This is a genomic window from Microbacterium sp. 1.5R (assembly GCF_001889265.1).
In the GTDB taxonomy this organism is placed as follows: Bacteria; Actinomycetota; Actinomycetes; order Actinomycetales; family Microbacteriaceae; genus Microbacterium.
Genome location: NZ_CP018151.1, coordinates 1,102,692 through 1,122,170, shown reverse-complemented (window position 1 = coordinate 1,122,170; position 19,479 = coordinate 1,102,692). Strand labels below are relative to the sequence as shown.

Annotated in this window: 16 protein-coding genes; 6 read left to right on the top strand and 10 right to left on the bottom strand. The window is 69.7% G+C overall.

The window, feature by feature from the left end; translation table 11 throughout:
• Positions 1 to 26 precede the first annotated feature (26 nt).
• Positions 27 to 1,046, bottom strand: coding sequence for a DUF1648 domain-containing protein (locus BMW26_RS05215; RefSeq protein WP_072590966.1), 1,020 nt, complete (start codon positions 1,044 to 1,046; stop codon positions 27 to 29).
• The gene (locus tag BMW26_RS05210; protein ID WP_072590965.1) at positions 1,043 to 1,393 is read right to left on the bottom strand and encodes a GntR family transcriptional regulator; all 351 of its coding nucleotides are present in this window, start codon (positions 1,391 to 1,393) and stop codon (positions 1,043 to 1,045) included. The genes BMW26_RS05215 and BMW26_RS05210 overlap by 4 nt, the downstream gene beginning before the upstream one ends.
• Before the next feature lie 100 nt (positions 1,394 to 1,493).
• Between BMW26_RS05210 and BMW26_RS05205 the strand changes: the two genes are divergently transcribed.
• Together BMW26_RS05205 and BMW26_RS05200 are read left to right on the top strand one after the other, a co-directional pair.
• Positions 1,494 to 1,964: a PaaI family thioesterase gene (locus tag BMW26_RS05205; RefSeq protein WP_072590964.1), complete on the top strand. Its 471-nt coding sequence runs from the start codon at positions 1,494 to 1,496 to the stop codon at positions 1,962 to 1,964.
• A 48-nt stretch (positions 1,965 to 2,012) separates the two neighbouring features.
• Entirely contained in the window at positions 2,013 to 3,239 is a 1,227-nt protein-coding gene (locus BMW26_RS05200; protein ID WP_072590963.1) for an APC family permease, read from the top strand.
• Here BMW26_RS05200 and BMW26_RS05195 read toward each other — a convergent pair whose 3' ends face one another.
• Complete coding sequence (locus tag BMW26_RS05195; protein WP_072590962.1) at positions 3,240 to 4,043, bottom strand: AraC family transcriptional regulator; 804 nt, start codon at positions 4,041 to 4,043, stop codon at positions 3,240 to 3,242.
• A gap of 155 nt (positions 4,044 to 4,198) precedes the next feature.
• Between BMW26_RS05195 and BMW26_RS05190 the strand changes: the two genes are divergently transcribed.
• Complete coding sequence (locus BMW26_RS05190; protein ID WP_056279003.1) at positions 4,199 to 4,723, top strand: VOC family protein; 525 nt, start codon at positions 4,199 to 4,201, stop codon at positions 4,721 to 4,723.
• Here the strand turns inward: BMW26_RS05190 and BMW26_RS05185 are convergent.
• From BMW26_RS05185 to nhaA, 4 genes are all read right to left on the bottom strand, one after another.
• Positions 4,692 to 5,504, bottom strand: a complete 813-nt coding sequence (locus tag BMW26_RS05185) for an SGNH/GDSL hydrolase family protein (RefSeq protein WP_083569296.1) — start codon at positions 5,502 to 5,504, stop codon at positions 4,692 to 4,694. The genes BMW26_RS05190 and BMW26_RS05185 overlap by 32 nt on opposite strands.
• Positions 5,505 to 5,557: 53 nt before the next feature.
• A complete protein-coding gene (locus BMW26_RS05180; protein WP_232224575.1) occupies positions 5,558 to 6,808 on the bottom strand; it encodes a histidine--tRNA ligase in 1,251 nt (416 codons plus the stop codon).
• Between the two features lie 65 nt (positions 6,809 to 6,873).
• Positions 6,874 to 7,488, bottom strand: coding sequence for a MazG family protein (locus BMW26_RS05175; protein WP_072592236.1), 615 nt, complete (start codon positions 7,486 to 7,488; stop codon positions 6,874 to 6,876).
• A gap of 85 nt (positions 7,489 to 7,573) precedes the next feature.
• A complete protein-coding gene (nhaA, locus tag BMW26_RS05170) occupies positions 7,574 to 8,740 on the bottom strand; it encodes a Na+/H+ antiporter NhaA (RefSeq protein ID WP_072592235.1) in 1,167 nt (388 codons plus the stop codon).
• An 86-nt stretch (positions 8,741 to 8,826) separates the two neighbouring features.
• On the opposite strand from nhaA, the gene BMW26_RS05165 reads away from it, so the two are divergent.
• Together BMW26_RS05165 and gdhA are read left to right on the top strand one after the other, a co-directional pair.
• Positions 8,827 to 11,514 carry a phosphoenolpyruvate carboxylase gene (locus BMW26_RS05165; RefSeq protein ID WP_072592234.1) on the top strand — a complete coding sequence of 896 codons (2,688 nt, stop codon included), beginning with the start codon at positions 8,827 to 8,829 and terminating at the stop codon, positions 11,512 to 11,514.
• Positions 11,515 to 11,665: 151 nt separating this feature from the next.
• Positions 11,666 to 13,036, top strand: coding sequence for an NADP-specific glutamate dehydrogenase (gene gdhA, locus BMW26_RS05160; RefSeq protein WP_053095494.1), 1,371 nt, complete (start codon positions 11,666 to 11,668; stop codon positions 13,034 to 13,036).
• A gap of 84 nt (positions 13,037 to 13,120) precedes the next feature.
• On the opposite strand, the gene BMW26_RS05155 is transcribed toward gdhA, so the two are convergent.
• From BMW26_RS05155 to BMW26_RS05145, 3 genes are all read right to left on the bottom strand, one after another.
• Complete coding sequence (locus BMW26_RS05155) at positions 13,121 to 14,554, bottom strand: APC family permease (protein ID WP_072590960.1); 1,434 nt, start codon at positions 14,552 to 14,554, stop codon at positions 13,121 to 13,123.
• A gap of 157 nt (positions 14,555 to 14,711) precedes the next feature.
• The gene (locus tag BMW26_RS05150; RefSeq protein WP_072590959.1) at positions 14,712 to 17,819 is read right to left on the bottom strand and encodes an aminotransferase; all 3,108 of its coding nucleotides are present in this window, start codon (positions 17,817 to 17,819) and stop codon (positions 14,712 to 14,714) included.
• Positions 17,816 to 18,442 (bottom strand): gamma carbonic anhydrase family protein, encoded by a 627-nt coding sequence (locus BMW26_RS05145; protein WP_072590958.1) that lies wholly within the window; start codon positions 18,440 to 18,442, stop codon positions 17,816 to 17,818. The genes BMW26_RS05150 and BMW26_RS05145 overlap by 4 nt, the downstream gene beginning before the upstream one ends.
• Before the next feature lie 152 nt (positions 18,443 to 18,594).
• Here BMW26_RS05145 and BMW26_RS05140 point away from each other — a divergent pair, with 152 nt between their 5' ends.
• Positions 18,595 to 19,476 (top strand): SDR family oxidoreductase, encoded by an 882-nt coding sequence (locus BMW26_RS05140; protein WP_053095491.1) that lies wholly within the window; start codon positions 18,595 to 18,597, stop codon positions 19,474 to 19,476.
• Positions 19,477 to 19,479 lie beyond the last annotated feature (3 nt).

The following is a 19,479-nucleotide window of genomic DNA, read 5'->3' as shown; positions in this document are numbered from 1 at the left end:
CTGTTCGGTGTCGATGTGCGGTGCGATCATCGGGATGCTGCGGAAGCGAGGACGGATGCCGCTGTGGAGGCGTCGTCGACGGTGACGACGAACACGCGACCGTCTGTGCGGGTGATCTCGAGGGCCTCGCCGGTGCGCAGCACGAATCCGCGCCGCCCGTCGGTGCCGATTCGGTAGCCCCAGCCGCCGAACTCCGCGAACGGGTCGACCTGCACCGCGCGAGCGCTGGCGATGTCGGCCGCGGCGATCTCGAGACGCGGCCATCCGGCGACGGAGCGCACCCGAAGGCCAGCGGTGCTCGCCCGCACCCGGAACGACAGCCCCGTCGCCACGACGATGACGAGGACCACAGTGATGCCCGCCACGATCCACCCGGCGGCGATGCCCCGGGCGAGCAGCAGCACGCTCACGGCGACCGTGAAGAAGACGCTGATCCCGAGGACGACCTGGCCACTGCGGGCCACGTTCACGGTCTTCATCCACACGGCGCGCTCGTGGTCGGCGAGAGGGAGAGGTGCCGCCGGATCCGCGGACGCGACGGACGCGACGGGCACCTTCGGCTGCGCGAACCATCCGATCACCCCGAGGCCGGCGGCGATCGCGACGATGACCGGGACCCAGAGGGTGATGTCGGGCGCCTCGTTCGCATCGGAGAGCCCTCGCTGGGAGCCGGTCGTCGTGATCGCGAGCATGGACATCAGGCCCGCCATCGCGAGGCCGGCCGCTCCGAGCAGACGGGCGGTCGTCGACCACTGCGACTGAGGAAGCGGCCCGCCCGAGCCCCGTGGGGGCAGCCTGTGCGAGACCAGGACGATGATCGCGAACATCGCCACGATCCCTCCGCCCAGGCCGATCAGCATGACCAGTGGCGTCCACCGCGGCGCGAAGCCATCGGCCCCGTCGAGGCCCCAGTGGATCGCCGCAGGATCGGGGATGTCGGGCAGCCACGCCAGGACGATGACGGCGGCGAGCACGATCAGAGCGGCGGGGACGATGACCCCGACCCACCAGAAGGCGGTGCGGGCGCGGCGGATCTCGGGGGTCATGCGTCGGTCTCCTTAATGAGCGCGGCCAGTGTCGAGGAAGAGAGTCCGAGGGATGCGGCGCGGGCGACGAGCGCGGCGATGTCCTGTGAGAGCTCGGCGAGCGGAGATGCAGCAGCGGACACCACCGCTCCCCTGCCACGGCGCAGATCGATCAGCCCCTCGTCGCGCAGCTGCTGATAGGCACGGAGCACGGTGTGCAGGTTGATCTCGAGCGCCTCGGCGAGTTCACGGGCGGCCGGCAGCCGGTCACCCGGCACGAGACGTCCGGCCAGGACATCGGCGCGAACGGATGCCGCGACCTGATCGAAGAGCGGCCGAGCGCTGTCGGCGTCGATGCGGATCAGCATCCCGTCCTCCAATCTTCTAGTAGTTCTACATAAACTATAACAACTGTCGCAACCCTCCAGCGAGCTTTGTCCGGATCAGGCCGTCGGCCACACTGACCTCATGCGCATCACTCCCCGTCGTCTCGCCACGGGCATGAGCCTGTGGGTCCCCAATCTGTTCAGCGGCATCCGCATCCGCCGCTTCAGCGAGGACTGGACGCACGCCACGGTCGAGCTGCACGTCAACGTGTTCACCCGCAATTACGTGAAGACGGCATTCGGCGGCTCGATGTCCGCGATGACGGACCCGTACTTCTTCATGCTCGTGATGCATCAGCTCGGCCGGGACTATGTCGTCTGGGACACCCGGGGCGAGATCGAGTTCCTCAAGCCCGGGCGCGGGGTGCTGACGGCCGAGTTCGAGGTCAGCCGCGAGCGGGCCGAGGAGATCCGCGAGCGGGCGCACGGCGGTGCGAAGGTGCTCGAGTGGTTCGAGACCGTCATCACCGACCGCGACGGAGACGTCGTCGCCAGAGTCCGCCGACAGGTCTACATCCGCGAGAAGCAGCGCGTCACCGCCGCTCGGAGCTGACGGCGACGGCGATACCGGACGTTCACCCGGACGTGACACGATGACGGGATGCCCCTCGCCCGCCGCCTGACGCTGGTCGACGCCGTCGCGATCGGTCTCGGTTCGATGATCGGCGCCGGCGTGTTCTCCGTGTGGGCACCGGCCATGGGAGTCGCCGGAAGCGGCATCCTGATCGCCCTGGCGATCGCCGCGATCGTCGCCTACTGCAACGCGACCGCCTCGGCGCAGCTCGCCGCCGCGCATCCCGTCGCCGGCGGCACCTACGCGTACGCCCGCGCCGAGATCGGCCCGTGGTGGGGCTTCGTCGCCGGATGGAGCTTCGTGATCGGCAAGATCGCCAGCTGCGCGGCGATGGCCATGACCTTCGCCGCCTACGCCGCGCCGGACGGCTGGGAGGTGCCGGTCGCCGTCGCTGCCGTCGTCGCTCTCGCGGCGGTCAACTGCTTCGGCGTGACGCGAACCGCCCTCGTCACGCGCATCCTCGGCGTGTGCTCGCTGCTCGGACTCGCCGTGGTGGTCGCGGTGGGCCTCGGCGGTTCCTCGTCTACCGCCCCGGCTCCCCTTCCGGATGCCTCCGCGTACGGGGTGCTGCAGGGCGCAGGCCTGCTCTTCTTCGCGTTCGCGGGATACGCGCGCATCGCGACGATGGGCGAAGAGGTCGTCGACCCCGCCCGGACGATCCCCCGGGCGATCGCCCTGGCCCTCGGCGGCACGGTCGTCGTCTACACGCTCGTCGCGATCACGGTCGTCGTCGTGCTCGGCGGCGACGCGGTCACGAGCACCACCCCTCTCGCCGATGTCGTCACGGCCTCGGGGTGGACGGCTCTCACTCCTGTCGTCCGCGTGGCCGCGGCCGCCGCCTCGCTCGGAGCTCTGCTCGCCCTCCTGACCGGCATCGGTCGCACGACACTGGCGATGGCCCGCGAAGAGGATCTGCCGCGCTTCCTCGCGAAGGTCGACGAGCGTTGGCACGTACCCCGTCGGGCCGAGATCACGATCGCGGTCATCATCGTGATGATCGTGCTCGTCGCCGATCTGCGCGACGCGATCGGCTTCTCCTCGTTCGGTGTGCTGCTGTACTACCTCATCGCCAATGCGGCGGCATTCCGCCAGCGCACTGCGGCTCGCCGCTATCCGCGGGTGCTGCAGGTCGTCGGTGCGCTCGGGTGCCTCGTGCTCGTGAACACGCTGCCGGTGGTGGCTTCGGTGGTGGGTACCGCGGTCGTGCTGGTCGGTGTGCTCTATCGGATGATCCGGCTGCGGCTCGCGCGCTGATCAGGGTGGCGCGGCAGCGCTCCGAACGTCCTGCGCGGAGGACGCCCGGTACGCGCGGGGCGCGATTCCGAGCACGTTCCGGAAGTCGCGGGTGAGATGGGCGTGATCCGCGTACCCCAGGTCGGCGGCGAGATCCGCCAGATCGACCGATGGGTGCAGACGCAGGTGCTCCGCGGCCTCCTGCAGCCTGCGGCGCCGGATCATGGCGGCCGGCGACACTCCGACGTGACGATGGGCGAGGCGCTGCAGCGTGCGCAGCGAGACCGCGAGTCGGGTCGCGGCCTCCTCGACCGAGTCGGCCGCGCCCTCCTCCATGAGCACCTCGACCAGCGCGTTCGCATGCCTCGCACTGTCGTCGAGGGGTCCGACCCGACGAGCGAGCCACTCCGAGAACACCGCGACGGCGCGTTCGCGATGCCCCTCCCCCGACGCCATCGCAGCACTGACCCCGTCCGCGAGCTCGGGAGCGACGACCGGCTGCTCGGAATCGACGAGTGCGGCAGGGTCGTCGATGAGGGCCGCGACAGCTGCGGGTCGCAGCAGGGCGCCCACTGCCCAGCCCGTGCCGGTCAGCTCGCGATGCGAAGCCCGTGTCGTCGCCCCGGACAGACTCACGTCACCGTTCTCGACGACGAGGTTCAGCGCCGGGTAGCCGACGATCTCCTGGCGAGACGATCGAGCGGGCTCGATGCTCCACTCGGGGATCCAGAACCACACCGCGAGGTCCCGCGCGGCGGTCGCAGGCGGCAGACGATGGAAGTCCGGCAGCCGGGCCGGATACAGCACACCGCGGGTCGCACGCATCGCTAGCCGCCGGCGAGGATCGCCACGGTGACCCGCATGGCGGACACGGTCGGTCCGAGGTCGTCGACGTCCATGCCTCGACCCTATGACCCCGGCGCACGATCGTGTCGCGCAAGTTCAAGCGCGCGTCTGCGACTGCTCCTTATTGTGGGTGCATGAGCACCGAGAACAGGACCGGCGTGACCGGCGAGCACACGACGGACGGCCGACCGAACAGCGCGACCTCCCTCACTCCCTTCCTCGCGGTCCCCCGGGCGCGGGAGGCGATCGAGTTCTACCGGGACGTCTTCGGCGCTCGCGTCATCGATGTCACGGAGTTCGGCGGTGTCGTCGCCCATGCGGACCTCGACTTCGGGTTCGGCCACCTGCAGCTGGGCGAGCCGAGCCCCGACTATCATCTGGTTTCTGCGCCGTCGGGAGACGACGACTGCTACTCAATGGGCCTCTATGTCTCGGACGTCGACGCCGTCGTCGAGCGTGCCGTCGCCGCGGGCGCAACCGTGCGCGAGGCTCCGTCGGCGTTCGTGTCGGGAGACCGATTCGCCAGCATCCGGGATCCGTTCGGCGTGCGATGGTCGGTGATGACCCGGGTCGAAGACCTCTCGGACGAGGAGAGCGCACGGCGGGTCGCCGACTGGGCGGCGTCCTTCAGTGCTGCCCCGTCTGACGGCGCGAGCTGAGCGCGGTCTCGGCAGCCCGACACGCGGCCGGGAGCAGTGCCTCCGCCGTGCGCCGATAGCCGAGCGGACTCGGGTGGAAGCGATCGAGGCTGAACATCGCCTCCGGGTCGTCGAAGAACATCGGGCCGACGGCGCGGCGGAGGTCGACGGGGTGCGCGCCCTCGGCACGAGCGGTCTCGGCCTGTACCCTGGCGAGTCGACGGGACATGCTCGACATCAGGCGCCGCAGAGGCTGCGGTACGGGGCGGAGGGCTCCGAGATCGGGACAGGTGCCGACCACGACCTCCGTACCCCGAGCACGCAGCCGTCGGACGGCCTCCCGCAGGTGCTGCGTCGAGACGGCGACGGGGATGCGGTGCGTCACGTCGTTGCCCCCGACCACGATCACGGCGACATGCGGGGCGTAGTCCTCGGGCAGCGCGTCGAGCTGGGCGGCGAGGTCGGGCGATTCGGACCCGACGACGGCGGCCGTGCGCAGATGGACCGGTCGTCGCATCCGTCGCGCCAGACCCTTGGCGAGTCGTCCGCCCAGTGTCTCCTTGCGCCGCTCGGCGCCGAGGCCCGCCGCCAGCGAGTCTCCGAGCACGAGCAGATCGATCGGCATGCCGTCGAGCGAACGACGCCAGACGCGGTCGGCGTCGATCGACTCCTCACCGAGCGGCTTGCCGATGCGTCGACGCGCGATCGCGGCCTGTCGGGTGAGGACGACCTGGACTCCGGCGGCGGCCACCGCGGTCGCGACACCCACCGCCGCGACGGCGACGAACGACGGTCGGCTCATGTCCCGATTCGACCGGAACGGCGTGAACGCCGAGTGAACGGCATCCGCCGAACTCAGAAGAGGGGCTTGAGCTCCAGCTGCGAGGTGCCCGACGACACGGTCGCGAACTCCGTGTATCCGTCGGCGGCCGAGCGCTCGAGCAGGGCTTTCACGTTCTTCGTGCGCCGTTCCAGCCGCACTCGCGCCCCGGAGCCCACGAGACCCGCCTTGTGCATGACGAGCTCGGCGACCGGCACGTCGGCGTCATGGATGAGCACGACGGCGCGCTCGCCGGCATCCGCGCCCGCCGTCACGAGGTCGACGAGGCGCTCGAAGCCCAGCGAGAACCCGACGGCAGGGACCTGCTGGCCGAGGAAGCGGCCGATCATGCCGTCATAGCGACCGCCGCCGCCGAGCGAGTACGACACCGAAGGGTGGGCCAGCTCGAAGATCGTGCCCGTGTAGTAGCCCATGCCGCGCACGAGGAACGGGTCGAAGACCAGCGGGATGTCGGTCGCGCCTCGGCCGGCGGCGACGGCCTCGCCGATCGCGACGAGGTGTCCGACGATCTCGTCCGGGGCACCGTCGGGAAGCGCCTTGCGGATCTGACGTTCGCCGAAGGGGTTGTACTCCATGGTCTGCGGGCGCAGGAGGAAGACTTCGAACGCGTCGACGGCCGATGGCGCCGAACCGCGCTCGCGCAGCTCGGCGGCGACGCCGTCGGGCCCGATCTTGTCGAGCTTGTCGATCGTGATGAGGACCCCGGGACGTTCGTCGCCCGTGAAGCCGAAGCTGTCGAGCATCCAGTCCAGCGCACGGCGGTCGTTGATGCGCACGGTGGCGCCCTCGAGACCCAGTGCGTCGACCGCATCGAGCGAGGCGACCATGAGCTCGGCCTCCGCGCGCGACGAGTCGTCGCCGATGATGTCGATGTCGCACTGCACGAACTGGCGGTAGCGCCCCTTCTGCGGTCGCTCAGCACGCCAGACCGGACCGATCTGGATCGCGCGGAACACACCGGGGAGCTGAGCGCGATTGCTCGCGTAGAAGCGCGCGAGCGGAACCGTGAGGTCGTATCGCAGACCGAGGTCGGCCAGGGCGCCCTGGTCGTCGGCGGCGTCGCGGATGGCATCCGCATCGAGGCCGCGGCGCAGCACATTGTAGGCGAGCTTCTCGTTGTCGCCGCCGATGCCGGCGTGCAATCGCGAGTACTCCTCGAGCGCCGGTGTCTCGATCTCGTCGAACCCGTGCGAGCGGTAACGATCACGGATCACGGAGAGGACGCGCTCGCGGCGAGCCTTGTCGGCGGGGAGGATGTCGCGCATTCCGCGCGGCGGGTTCACAGTAGCCACGCCTCCATCTTTCCAGGTCGGCGGGCCAGGCCGTGGACTCAGGCTTCGGATTCCGCCTCGCGGACCTCGGCCTCGACCGCTCGGAGCCGTTCGCGCAGCGCTCGTTCGGCATCCCAGCCCTCGGCGCGCGCGACCGCCACGAGGCGGAGAAGTGCGTCGCCGAGCTCTGCTTCCGAGGAGGGCGCCGGTCCAGCCCCGTCCGCGTCGGTCCGGGCGACGACGACGCCGGCCCCCTCGGCTCGACCGGCGACCTTCTGTGCCAGCGCGAGCGCCGGCATACCGCGCGGGATCCCGTCGAGGACGCTGCGTCTCGCGCGTTTCTCCGCCGCCTTCGCGGCGTTCCAGTGCACCAGGACCTCTTCAGGGGTCGTCGCGACCTCGTCCGCGAAGACGTGAGGATGCCGCCGCACCATCTTCTCGGTGAGCGTGGCCGCGACATCGTCGATGTCGAACGGGTCGTCGGGGTCCTGCGCGGCGATCGCGGCGTGGAACAGCACCTGCCAGAGCAGGTCGCCGAGCTCCTCACGCAGGTCGGCCCGTGAGCCGTCCTCGACGGCGTCGATCACCTCGTGCGACTCCTCGATGAGATACGGCACGAGATCACGATGGGTGATCTGCTGCGACCAGACGCAGCGATTCCGGACCTCGCGCATCGTCTCGGCTGCGGCGCGCAGCGGGTCGCGGGCGGGCTCTGCACTCACCGGTCCTCCTTCGAACGCCACTCGGGTCGCCTCGCGGTCACGAGGTCACGGCGCCCCGTCGTCGGTACGTACGGGCGCGGAGTGACACGATCACACCCGAGAGCACGAGAGCCACGAGCGAGCCGACGAGCACACCGAGGATCGCCTGATCGCGGGTGCCGGCGTCGGCCGCGAAGGCGAGGTTGGCGAGCAGAAGCGAGACGGTGAAGCCGATGCCGCCCAGCGCGCCGGCGGCGAAGATGTCGGCGAACGGCAGGGCCGGCGCCGCGCCTCGGGGCCGGATCCGCATCGCGAGCCACCCGAACAGGGAGATGCCGATGATCTTTCCGACGGGCAGCGCCACGACGATCCCCCAGAAGGCGGGAGAGAGCTCCGACGGTGCGAGGGCGGGGATCACCACGAAGGCGGCGACGAACGCGAAGATCGGCAGGATCGCGCCGTTCACGGTCGGTTCGAGCACGTGCCTGGTGCGCGCGGCAGGAACGGGGGACATCACGAGCCCGAGCATCACGCCGGCGATGGTGGCGTGGATGCCCGACGAGGCCACCAGGCCCCAGGCGACGACGCCGACGACGATCATCGCGACGGCCACCGCCGGATGCCCCTTGGCATGGAGCAGTCTGCTGAGCAGCCAGAACGCGACGACGGCGACGACGGCGAGCGCGAGGAACAGCCACTGCACGTCGTGCGCGAAGAGGACCGCGATGAAGATGATGCCGATGATGTCGTCGAGGATCGCGAGCGCGAGCAGGAAGACGCGGACGTTCGACGGAAGCCCCCGTCCGAACATCGCGAGCACGCCGAGCGCGAAGGCGATGTCGGTCGCCGTCGGGATGGGCCAGCCGGTGGCGGTCGCGGAGTCGCCCGCGATGAGCAGATAGACAGCGATCGGCACCAGCACACCGCCGGCGGCGGCGATTGCCGGCTGCACGGCCTTGCTGGGCGAATCGAGCTCGCCGTGGGTGAGCTCGTGCCGCAGCTCGATCGCCACCACGAGGAAGAACACGGCGAGAAGACCGTCGGACACCCAGTGCTCGATCGAGAGGTCGAGCACTGTGCCGGGCACGGCGATGTGGAAGTCGAGCACCGCGGCGAGCGCATCATGCGAGGGAAGATTCGCCAGCAGGATGCCGAGCCCTGCCGCGAGGAGGAGCAGGACAGCAGGGAACTGCTGGCCACGGAGAGGGTTCGCGGAGATGCGCATCGCCCCCATGGTAGTTGCGAGCGCCCCGCACGTCTCACATCGTCATGCGTTCAGAGCACGACCCCGACCCGGGATACTCTCGAACGGTGACCCCCGAACACGCCTTCCCCGAGCCCACTGACACCTCGGCCATCCGCATCATCGGCCGTTTCGAAGCGGGCCGCGGCATTCCGGATGCCATGCGCACCGATGTCAGAATGCTCGGCGCCCTTCTCGGCCAGGTACTGCGCGAAGCAGGCGGTGACGACCTCTTCGAGGACGTCGAGCGGCTGCGGCTGGCGACGATCCAGGCCTATGACGAAGAGACCTCCGACGCCTTCGATCGGGCGGCCGCGATCGCCGAGTCGTTCAGCATCGCGCGCGCCGACGAGGTCGCCCGGGCGTTCACCTGCTACTTCCACCTCGTCAATCTCGCCGAGGAGCACCAGCGCGTGCGGGTGCTCCGCGAGCGGGCCGGCCAGCCGGGCCGCGAGGATGCGGCCGACACCGTCGCCACCGCCTATGCGCGTCTGAAGACGGAGGTCGGTGACGACGAGGCGCTCCGCCGTCTCGAGGGCCTGCGCTTCCACCCGGTGTTCACCGCCCACCCGACCGAGGCACGCCGTCGCGCGGTGTCGTCGAGCATCCGCCGCCTCTCCGAGCTGCTCACCCAGCACGACGCCGCGAGCGAGGGCGGGTCGGAGGAGCACCGCGCGCGCCGGAGGATGCTGGAGGAGATCGACACCCTCTGGCGCACCGCGCCGCTCCGCGCCGAGAAGCCCTCGCCGACCGACGAGGTGCGCACGGTCGTGGGCGTGTTCGACGAGACCCTGTTCACCACCGTGCCGCACGTGTACCGGCGCATCGACGACGCACTCCGCGGCGACGACTCCGGCTCGAGCGCTCCGGTCGTGCCCGCGTTCGTGCGCATCGGGTCCTGGGTCGGCGGCGACCGCGACGGCAACCCGTTCGTGACCGCATCCGTCACCCGTGAGGCGTCGCAGATCGCGTCCGACCACGTGCTGCGCGGACTGGAGCGCGCACTCGAGCGCATCGGCCGCGCCCTCACGCTCGACGCCGAGGACACCCCTGCGAGCGCAGGAGTCACGGCTCTGTGGGAGGCCTTCGCCGCCGCTGAGCCGCGCGTCGCCGAGGAGCTGGGCGCCCGCTCCCCCGGTGAGCCGCACCGCCGCGTGCTGCTCGCCCTCGCCCACCGTGTCGCGGCCACCCGCCGCGGCGAGGAGCAGCGCTACTCGCGCCCCGAGGAGCTGCTCGACGACCTGCGCACGGTGCAGTCGTCGCTGGCGGATGCGGGCGCGAAGCGCCATGCGTTCGGCGGCGTGCAGCACCTCATCTGGCAGGTGGAGACCTACGGCTTCCATCTGACCGAGCTCGAGGTGCGTCAGCACTCGCAGGTGCACCGCAAGGCGCTCTCGGAGCTCTCCAGCGGCGACGCGATCAGCGCGCAGACCGAGGAGGTGCTCGAGGTCTTCCGCGTGATCGCCGAGATCCAGCGCGACCGCGGCCTGCGGGCTGCCGGCCGCTATGTCGTGTCGTTCACTCAGTCGGCGTCCGACCTCGCGAACGTGTATGCGCTCGCGAGGCACGCGCTGGGCGACGACGCCCCCGTGCTCGACGTCGTTCCCCTGTTCGAGACCTTCGCCGACCTGCAGGCGGCGCCCGCCATCCTCGCGGAGGCCGTGACGTTCCCGGAGTTCCAGGAACGCCTCGCCGCGACGGGCAACCGGCTCGAGGTCATGCTCGGCTACTCCGACTCGTCGAAGGACGTCGGCCCGGTCGCCGCGAACCTCGCCCTGTACGAGGCGCAGGAGAAGATCGCGCAGTGGGCCAAAGACTCCGACATCGAATTGACCCTGTTCCATGGTCGCGGCGGTGCTCTGGGCCGAGGCGGCGGACCCGCCAACTCGGCCATCCTCGCTCAGCCACCGCACTCGGTCGACGGTCGCTTCAAGCTCACCGAGCAGGGCGAGGTCATCTTCGCGCGCTACGGCGAGCCGGCCATCGCGATGCGCCACATCGATCAGGTCGCCGCGGCGACGCTGCTCGCCTCGTCGCCGTCCGTCGAGAAGCACACGAGCGACGCCGCCGCACGCTTCGCCGACATCGCCGCCGTCATGGACACCTCGTCGCGCGAGCGCTTCTTCTCGCTCGTCAAGGCGGAGGGCTTCGCCCCCTGGTTCGCCACGGTCACCCCTCTCGAGGAGATCGGCCTGCTCGCCCTGGGCTCCCGCCCGGCTCGACGCGGGCTGTCGGTCGAGTCGCTGGAAGACCTGCGCGCGATCCCGTGGGTCTTCGCCTGGACCCAGGCCCGCATCAACCTCGCCGGCTGGTTCGGACTCGGAACCGCTCTCGCCGCCGTCGGCGACGAGGCCCGTCTCGCCGAGGCCTATCGCGACTGGCCGCTGCTGCGCACCATGATCGACAACGTCGCCATGAGCCTCGCGAAGACCGATGAGCGCATCGCCCGCCAGTACCTCGCCCTCGGCGATCGGGACGATCTCGCGCAGCTCGTGCTCGACGAGCTGTCGCTGACGCGCGAGTGGGTCATCCGTCTCACCGGCGGCGTGGGCCTGCTCGAGAACAAGCCGATCCTGCAGCGCGCCGTGCAGCTGCGCACTCCGTACGTCGACGCCCTGTCGCTGCTGCAGCTGCGCGCCCTCCGCGCACTGCGCGACCCGGCCGAGGCGACCGGCTCGGGTGCCGACGACGAGCAGCGGCGACTGCTGCTGCTCTCGGTGAGCGGCGTCGCGGCGGGCCTCCAGAACACCGGGTGACCCCCGCGTCGTCGTCCCCGAACAAGCGCATGCCGGTGTGAAGGTGCTCACGTCGGCGTGCCCGCTAGAGTGAAAACTTCGCCGTATCCGGCGCACCCTCACGCGACACGATCGCACGCAGCACCATCCCCCGATCAGAAAGCTCTTTCGCGTGACCTCTCCGTCTTCCGTCGACTTCCATCCGCTCGCCGACGACGTGCAGCCCGTGTTCGACACGGTGCTCGCCCGCAGCCCGCACGAGCCCGAGTTCCAGCAGGCCGTGCACGAGGTGCTGAACTCGATCGCACCGGTGCTCGCGCGCAACCCGCAGTACGTCGACGGCGGCATCCTCGAGCGTCTGGTGGAGCCGGAGCGGCAGATCCTGTTCCGCGTGCCGTGGGTCGACGATGCCGGGCGTCTGCAGGTCAACCGCGGGTACCGGATCCAGTTCTCCTCGGTGCTCGGACCGTACAAGGGCGGCCTGCGCTTCCACCCGTCGGTCAACCTGTCGATCATCAAGTTCCTCGGGTTCGAGCAGATCTTCAAGAACGCACTGACCGGCCAGGGCATCGGCGGCGGCAAGGGCGGATCCGACTTCGACCCGCACGGCAGGTCGGATGCCGAGATCATGCGCTTCTGCCAGTCGTTCATGAACGAGCTCTACCGTCACCTCGGCGAGCACACCGACGTCCCCGCCGGCGACATCGGCGTCGGCGGTCGCGAGATCGGCTACCTGTTCGGCCAGTACCGCAAGATCACCAACCGCCACGAGTCCGGCATGTTCACCGGCAAGGGCACCGGCTGGGGTGGCGCAGAGGTGCGCACCGAGGCGACCGGCTACGGCGCGGTGTTCTTCGCACAGGAGATGCTCGGCGTGCACAGCGACTCGCTCGACGGCAAGCGCGTCGGCGTCTCGGGCTCGGGCAACGTCGCGATCTACGCGATCCAGAAGGCATCCCAGCTCGGCGCGACCGCCGTCACGGCATCCGACTCGTCGGGGTACGTCGTCGACGACGCCGGCATCGACGTCGACCTGCTGCGCCAGATCAAGGAGGTCGAGCGCGCGCGCATCGTCGAGTACGCCCACCGTCGCCCCGGCGCCCGATTCATCGAAGGCGGCAGCGTCTGGGAGGTCCCGGTCGACATCGCCGTGCCGTCGGCGACCCAGAACGAACTCGATCTCCACGCCGCCGAGACCCTGATCGCCAACGGCGTGCGAGCGGTCTCGGAAGGCGCGAACATGCCCTGCGTCCCCGCTGCCGTCGATGCGTTCCAGAGCGCCGGAGTCCTCTTCGCGCCGGGCAAGGCCGCGAACGCGGGAGGCGTCGCCACCTCCGCTCTCGAGATGAGCCAGAACGCGTCTCGCCAGCGGTGGAGCTTCGACGCGAGCGAGAACAAGCTGCGCGAGATCATGGCGGACATCCACCGCGCCGCGTTCGATGCCGCGGAGCGCTACGACGTGTCCGGCGACTATGTCGCCGGGGCGAACATCGCGGGCTTCGAGCGCGTCGCGGGCGCGATGCTCGCCCAGGGCGTGATCTGACCGGAGTCGCACCCACTGCGCACGACACAAGAGCCGCCTCCCTCCCGGGCAGGCGGCTCTTGCGCGTCTCTACGCCTGAGGTGCTCAGTTCTCGTCGACCGGCACCTTCACGACCTTGTTGAACCCGGTCACCGCCTGGTTCTCATCGAACGCGACCACCTTCTTGCGGAACCCCTTCGTGATCACGGCGAGGTAGATCAGGCCGAGAGCGGTCCAGATGAGTCCCCCTGTCAGGGCGTCGGAGTGCAGGTTCACCCACAGCAGACCCGTGAGGAGCATGCCGATGCCCGGCATCACGATGTACGAGAAGATGTCGCGCGGTGTGTGGCGCCGCCCCTTGCGCACAGCGAACCAGGCGATCACCGAGATGTTGACGAAGGTGAACGCGATCAGGGCGCCGTAGTTGATCCACGCCGCGATCAGCTCGAGGGTGAACGGGATCGCGAGCAGCGAGATCGCGCCGACCAGCACGATGTTGAAGGTGGGCGTGTGGGTGCACGGGTTGATGTAGCCGAAGGCCTTCTGCGGAAGGACGTTGTTGCGACCCATCACGAGCAGCATCCGCGAGACGGATGCGTGCGAGGCGAGACCCGAGGCGAGCGTGGCGCAGAAGCCGGCGGCGGTCAGCACGGCCATGAGCACGTTGCCCCCGACGAGGTTTCCGATGATCGGCAGCGTCGAATCCTCGACGTACTGCATGTCGCCACCGGGTGCGAACTCGTTCCAGTCGGGGAAGCGCAGCTGCGTGACGTACGCGGCGACGAGGAAGATCGCGCCGCCGAGCAGCACGGTCAGCAGGATCGCCTTGGGCATCGTCTTCGGATCCTTCGCCTCCTCGGCGTACATCGTCACGGCGTCGAACCCGATGAACGAGAAGCAGACGATCGTCGCGCCCATGAGCACCGCGCCGATCGTCGCACCGTCGTGGATGAAAGGCGCGGCCGATGCGATCGTGCCCGCTCCTTCGCCGCGCATCAGCTGCGCGACGACCATGACGACGAACACGACCATCACGACGATCGAGAACACGAGCAGGATCATGTTCATGTTCGAGGTGCCGCGCATCGTCATGTAGATGATGCTCGTGACGAGGATGCAGTACAGCACGACCCAGATCCAGCCGGGGATGTCGGGGAAGAGCGCTTCGAGGTAGCTGCGGATGATGAGGCAGTTGACCATCGGGAGCAGCACATAGTCGATGAGCGAGGTCCAGCCGACCATGAACCCGAGGTTCGGGTGGATCGACTCACGGACGTACGTGTACGCAGACCCGGCGCTCGGGATGGCGCGGGAGATCTTGCCGTAGCTGATGGCGGTGAACACCATCACGACGAGGGCGACGAGGTAGGCCGCAGGGACGACGTTGTCGGTGTCGCGAGCCACCATGCCGAACGTGTCGAAGACGACGGTCGGTGTCATGTAGCCGAGTCCGAGACCGACGATCGCCCAGAGGCCGAGATTGCGGCGGAGGGTTCCTCCGCCCTGCGCGAGCGGCTTCGTCTTGATGGGCGTGACCATGAGTACTCCTTCGGGAACAGCGCATGGGCCGGACTTCGGGCGGTCCGACACTGACGCTCAGTATGTACCCCGGAGAATCGTCAGCGGAAGAGCGGATCTGATTCGAAATACGCATTTAACATGCCGAGAACCGACTCGATTCGAAGACCCCGCTCGATCACCAGCCCTCGGTGAGCACGCGGTCGAGCATCGCGACGACATGGTCGGCGCTCTCGACCGACAGACAGAGCGGGGGTTTGATCTTCAGCACGTTCGAGCGCTCCGAGGTGGTGAGCACGATCACGCCGAGCTCGCGAAGCCTCTCGCAGATCGCGGCCGCCTCGGCCGCCGCCGGGTGCAGGGTCTCGGGGTCGCGCACGAGCTCGACCCCGAGATACAGCCCCTGCCCGTGCACGGGCCCGACGATCGGATGCCGTTGCGCGAGCGCACGGAGCGACTCCGCCAGATGCCGACCGACGTCGAGCGCGTTGCGTTGCAGGTCGTCCTCGACCATGGCATCGAGGACTGCGAGGCCGACGCTGCTGCTGAGCGTGCTGCCACCGCCCGAGGAGAAGAACTGGCCCTGCTCGCTCAGCGCGTCGGCGATCCTCTTCGAAGTGATCACGCCGCCGATCGGGAAGCCGTTGCCCATCGGCTTCGCGATCGTGACGATGTCGGGGATCACTCCGGACTGCTCGAATCCCCAGAACGTGGATCCCATGCGCCCGAAGCCCACCTGCACCTCGTCGGCGATGCACAGGCCACCGTGTGAACGCACGAGGTCGTACGCACCGGTCAGATATCCGTCGGGAAGGACCACCCCGCCCGCGTTGCCGAGCACGGACTCGCACACGAACCCGGCCGGATCCCGGCCCTCGACGCTGAGTCGGTCGAGGTCGGCGGCGAGGTCGGCGAGGTACCGGTCCGCCGAGTCCTGGCCGCGGTGCGTGCCGCGGAACGAGTTGGGCACATCGGCGACGTGCACCCAGTCGGGACGCGTCGCGAGCGCATCAGGATTGTCATAGGCGCTGGTGGTGACCGCATCGCTCGCCATCGTCCACCCGTGATAGGCCTCTCGCAGCGCGACGACGGTTCGTCGGCCGGTTGCCGCCTGCGCGAGACGGATGCCGAGGTCCACCGCCTCCGATCCGCTGTTCACGAGCAGCACGGTGTCGAGGCCGCTCCCCTCGGGCATCAGCGCGATGAGTCGCTCGCTGTACTCGGCGAGGCCGCGGAACAGGAACCTGGAGTTCGTGGCGAGCGTCTTCAGCTGGCGGTTCGCCGCCGCCGCGACTCGCGGGTGGCCGTGGCCGAGCCCGGCGACGTTGTTCACCATGTCGATGTAGCTGCGACCGGTCGTGTCGACGAGGTGGTGCCGCCAGCCTCGCTCGATCTGCGGCGGGTGCACGTAATAGCGCTCCTGTGCGGCCGCGAAGATGCGCTCGCGGCGCTCGAGCTCCTGACCGGCCTCGTCGCGCTGCGCGGCGGACCGGAGGCCCAGCAGCGGAGCGGGGTCCGCGGTGAAGCGACGCCAGGCCGCGACGCGTTCCGGGGTGACGAGCCGCGCGGCGATCGGCGGATTCGGCAGCGGGGAGCGGAGCGGCGGAGCATCCCCTCGCGTCAGCCCGATGACCATCGTGCGGTTCTCGAAGGATGCGGCGAGCCTGCCGATGCTCTCGCCCCTCTCGACTCTCCCGCTGCGATTCGGCTCGATGTCGGTGCCACGGAGCGCGAGCCTCCACCCGCCGTCGAGCTCGATGTGCACCCCGTCGTCGGTGATCTTCAGCTCCCCCGCGGTCGGCGCGACCAGTCGCGACGACGGACCGGGGGCGACATGCACCTCCGTCTCCACCGGCCAGGTGGCGGCCGCACTCACGGCGTCGACGGTCGTCCGGGTGAGCCGGAAGACGCCGTAGGGAACCACGGCAGCGCGAGCACCCGCCGCGTGGGCCTCGGCCACGAGAATCGCCTCGGCATCCGGATGCGACCAGCGCCCTGCATCGAGCCCCTCGGCTTCGATGCCCGGATCGACCAGGAGGACTCGGCCGTCGAGATCGGGAAGCAGCATCGACAGTTCCCGGCGGGAAGCGTCGGGTACGTCGGGAGCGTCAGGCACGTCGGGAGCGTCCCCCGGAATCTCGGCATCCGGAGTCCCCGCATCCGGAGTCCCTGCATCCGGAGTCTCATCCGGAGTCCCTGCATCCGGGGTCCCCGCATCAGGAGTCTCATCCGGAGTCTCGGCATCCGACATCTCGAACTCCGGAGACGCGAACCCGAGCCGCGCGAGCACGTGCTCGGACATCTCGGCGAGCGGAACGGCGGTCGCCGCGTCGAAGATGGCCTGCTCCCCCTCGATCCTCTCGCGGGCGTAGTCGTTGTCCCCGTCGATCGCGAGCTGACGCCAGCCGCTCGCGACGAGCAGCGCTGCTCTCAGCACGACGAGGGGCCACACCGCGACCGCCTCGTCGCGAGTGAGCGGGGCATCGGCGTGGAACGCCGCGACGGTGTCGAGTGCGCGAAGCGGGCGCTCCGGCTCATGGTGCAGCATCGACGAGACGCAGACAGCCAGTTCCGCGACGCGCCAACCGAGACCCAGGTCTCCCAGATCGAGCACCGTGTGGGGGTGCAGCCGCGAGTCGGCACCGCGCATTCCGGTGGCGTTGTCGTCGGTCAGGTCGCCATGGATCGGCTGCACTGGCAGGCCGGCAGCGACGGTCGAGACAGCGGCGTGAGCCTCATCGGCTGCCGTGCGCACGCGCACGCGCAGTTCGGCCTCGGTCACTGCCGGGGCCAGCGCGATGATCTGCTCGTACGCGACGCGCATGTCCCACATCTGCTCACGGTCGAGCCCCGGATGCACGAGACCTGCGAGCGCGTTCACGGATGCCGCAGCCAGCGTGCCGAACTCCCCCAGGACGACGGGAGCGAGATAGCCCGCGTCGACCATCGGCTCGCCCTCGGCGAACTCGCTGCGCCGCACCGCGAATCCTCGCCAGCGCTGGGTGAGCTCACCGTCGAGCCCGGGGAGCACGGTGGGAACACGAACGCCGGCTGCGCGGTAGGCGTCGAGCGCCGCATGCTGCGCGGCTCTCGCGTCGTCGCCGAACACGGGGTTGTCGACGCGCAGCACGCTGCGTGATCCGTCCGGCTCGATCAGGACGAAGTTCCGGTCCTGGTTGCTCCCGAGCTCGCTCGCCTGGGCGTCGACCCCGTAGCAGTCGCGAGCGATCAGCGCGGCGTCCTCCGTGCTGATGTCCGGTCGGACGAGCCCTGCCCCGTCACTCACCCTCGGCCCGCCGCGTGGCCGTCGGCATCGAGACGCACGTCGTCGGCATGCCGGGCCAGGGAACTGCCGTACCGCTCGGTCAGCTGCACCATCAGGTCGGGGGTGTCGCGGTCCACGCCGAAGACGTGCCCCGGGAAGTCGAGCTCGGGCTGGGCCGCGGAGATCTCCTCCTCGCGGTCGGGAGAGAGGAGCTGGACGGGATCCCCGACCGCGACCCAGCCGATCGGCACGACGGTGCCGGACGGCAGCACCGCCCGCCGGTGCACGATGGCGTTCACGCGCACCTCGCACCGGTCCCCGACCAGCGCGCCGTTGAAGATCCGGGCGCCCGACGCGAGGAAGACCTCTTCGCCGACGGTCGCACCCGCGATGCTCGCGAGGGTTCCGACGAGCGTGTGCGAGCCGATGTGCACGGCGTTCGCGGCCGTCGCCCTGATGAGCGCGTTCTCCATCACGATCACGTGCTCGCCGAGCGTGATGGGCCCGCCCTCGGCGGTGATCACGGCGCCGTGCAGCACTTGGCAGTCCGGTCCGATCGTCACGTCTCCGGAGATCACGGCGGTGGGAGCGACGACGGCGGTGTCATGGATCCGGGGCCGAGCCCCGAGGTGCTCGTACAACATGACGCCAGCGTAGTGGTGCAGCGCACGGGACGAGAAGGCCGACGGCGGCGTTCTGCTACGCTGACGCCCATGCAATGCAGGTGACTCGATCTCTCCCCGGCCTCCGGCCGCCCCTCGGCATGCCGCGGCATCCTCGATCGAAAGGCATCCTCATGCACTCCGCCGACCTTCCCCTGCTCGGACGCACCGCGCTCGTGACCGGCGTCTCGCGCAGGCGCGGCATCGGATTCGCGACCGCCACGACGCTCGCCTCCCTCGGCGCGAACGTGTTCGTCCATCACTTCCGCCCGCACGATCTCGACCACCCCTGGGGCGGCGACGATCTCGACGCCGTCCGCACCGGCATCCGGGACTCGCTCGCATCCGGAGCGGTGATGGGCGACGCCGAGGCGGATCTCCGTGACCCCGACAGCATCGAACCGCTGCTCGATGCGGCGTCCTCGCTGTCAGGACGGCTCGACATCGTCGTCTGCAATCAGGCGATGAGCGGAGGCGACGGGACGATCTTCGACATGACCGCCGACCGGCTGGACGCGCACTGGCAGGCGAACGCGCGCGCATCGCTGCTGCTCACCGCGGGCCTGGCGCGTCGAGTCCGGGTCGAGCTCGGCGGCGCGGACACCCCCGTCGCCCGCCCGGGCGACAGCATCCCCTCACTCGGCCCGTTCGAGAAGCCGACGGCGCACGTCATCTGGATGACCTCCGGTCAGGGCCACGGAGCGATGCGCGGAGAGATCTCCTATGCGACGAGCAAGGCCGCGCTCGCGGGCATCACGCGGTCGACGGCGGCGGAGCTGCTCGACGTCGGGATCGTGCTGAACACCGTCAACCCAGGCCCCGTGAACACGGGCTACCTCGATGCGGACACCACGGATCGCGATCTCTCGGGCGTCGACGAATGGATCGCCGGCACGCCGTTCGGCCGAGTCGGTCGACCGGACGACCCGGCGCGGCTGATCGGCTGGCTGTGCACCGACGCCGGCTCCTGGGTGGTGGGTCAGGTGCTGACCACGGACGGCGGGTTCTCGCTGTGACGC

Excerpts from the sequence above, each read along its gene's own strand:
- BMW26_RS05190 (WP_056279003.1), top strand. The coding sequence starts at position 4,199 with ATGAGCACCGAGAACAGGACCGGCGTGACCGGCGAGCACACGACGGAC.
- BMW26_RS05205 (WP_072590964.1), top strand. The coding sequence starts at position 1,494 with ATGCGCATCACTCCCCGTCGTCTCGCCACGGGCATGAGCCTGTGGGTC.
- BMW26_RS05140 (WP_053095491.1), top strand. The coding sequence starts at position 18,595 with ATGCACTCCGCCGACCTTCCCCTGCTCGGACGCACCGCGCTCGTGACC.
- BMW26_RS05215 (WP_072590966.1), bottom strand. The coding sequence starts at position 1,046 with ATGACCCCCGAGATCCGCCGCGCCCGCACCGCCTTCTGGTGGGTCGGG.
- BMW26_RS05155 (WP_072590960.1), bottom strand. The coding sequence starts at position 14,554 with ATGGTCACGCCCATCAAGACGAAGCCGCTCGCGCAGGGCGGAGGAACC.
- BMW26_RS05185 (WP_083569296.1), bottom strand. The coding sequence starts at position 5,504 with ATGAGCCGACCGTCGTTCGTCGCCGTCGCGGCGGTGGGTGTCGCGACC.
- BMW26_RS05180 (WP_232224575.1), bottom strand. The coding sequence starts at position 6,808 with ATGCGCGACATCCTCCCCGCCGACAAGGCTCGCCGCGAGCGCGTCCTC.
- BMW26_RS05210 (WP_072590965.1), bottom strand. The coding sequence starts at position 1,393 with ATGCTGATCCGCATCGACGCCGACAGCGCTCGGCCGCTCTTCGATCAG.
- BMW26_RS05200 (WP_072590963.1), top strand. The coding sequence starts at position 2,013 with ATGCCCCTCGCCCGCCGCCTGACGCTGGTCGACGCCGTCGCGATCGGT.
- BMW26_RS05145 (WP_072590958.1), bottom strand. The coding sequence starts at position 18,442 with ATGTTGTACGAGCACCTCGGGGCTCGGCCCCGGATCCATGACACCGCC.
- BMW26_RS05195 (WP_072590962.1), bottom strand. The coding sequence starts at position 4,043 with ATGCGTGCGACCCGCGGTGTGCTGTATCCGGCCCGGCTGCCGGACTTC.
- nhaA (WP_072592235.1), bottom strand. The coding sequence starts at position 8,740 with ATGCGCATCTCCGCGAACCCTCTCCGTGGCCAGCAGTTCCCTGCTGTC.
- BMW26_RS05175 (WP_072592236.1), bottom strand. The coding sequence starts at position 7,488 with ATGCGCGAGGTCCGGAATCGCTGCGTCTGGTCGCAGCAGATCACCCAT.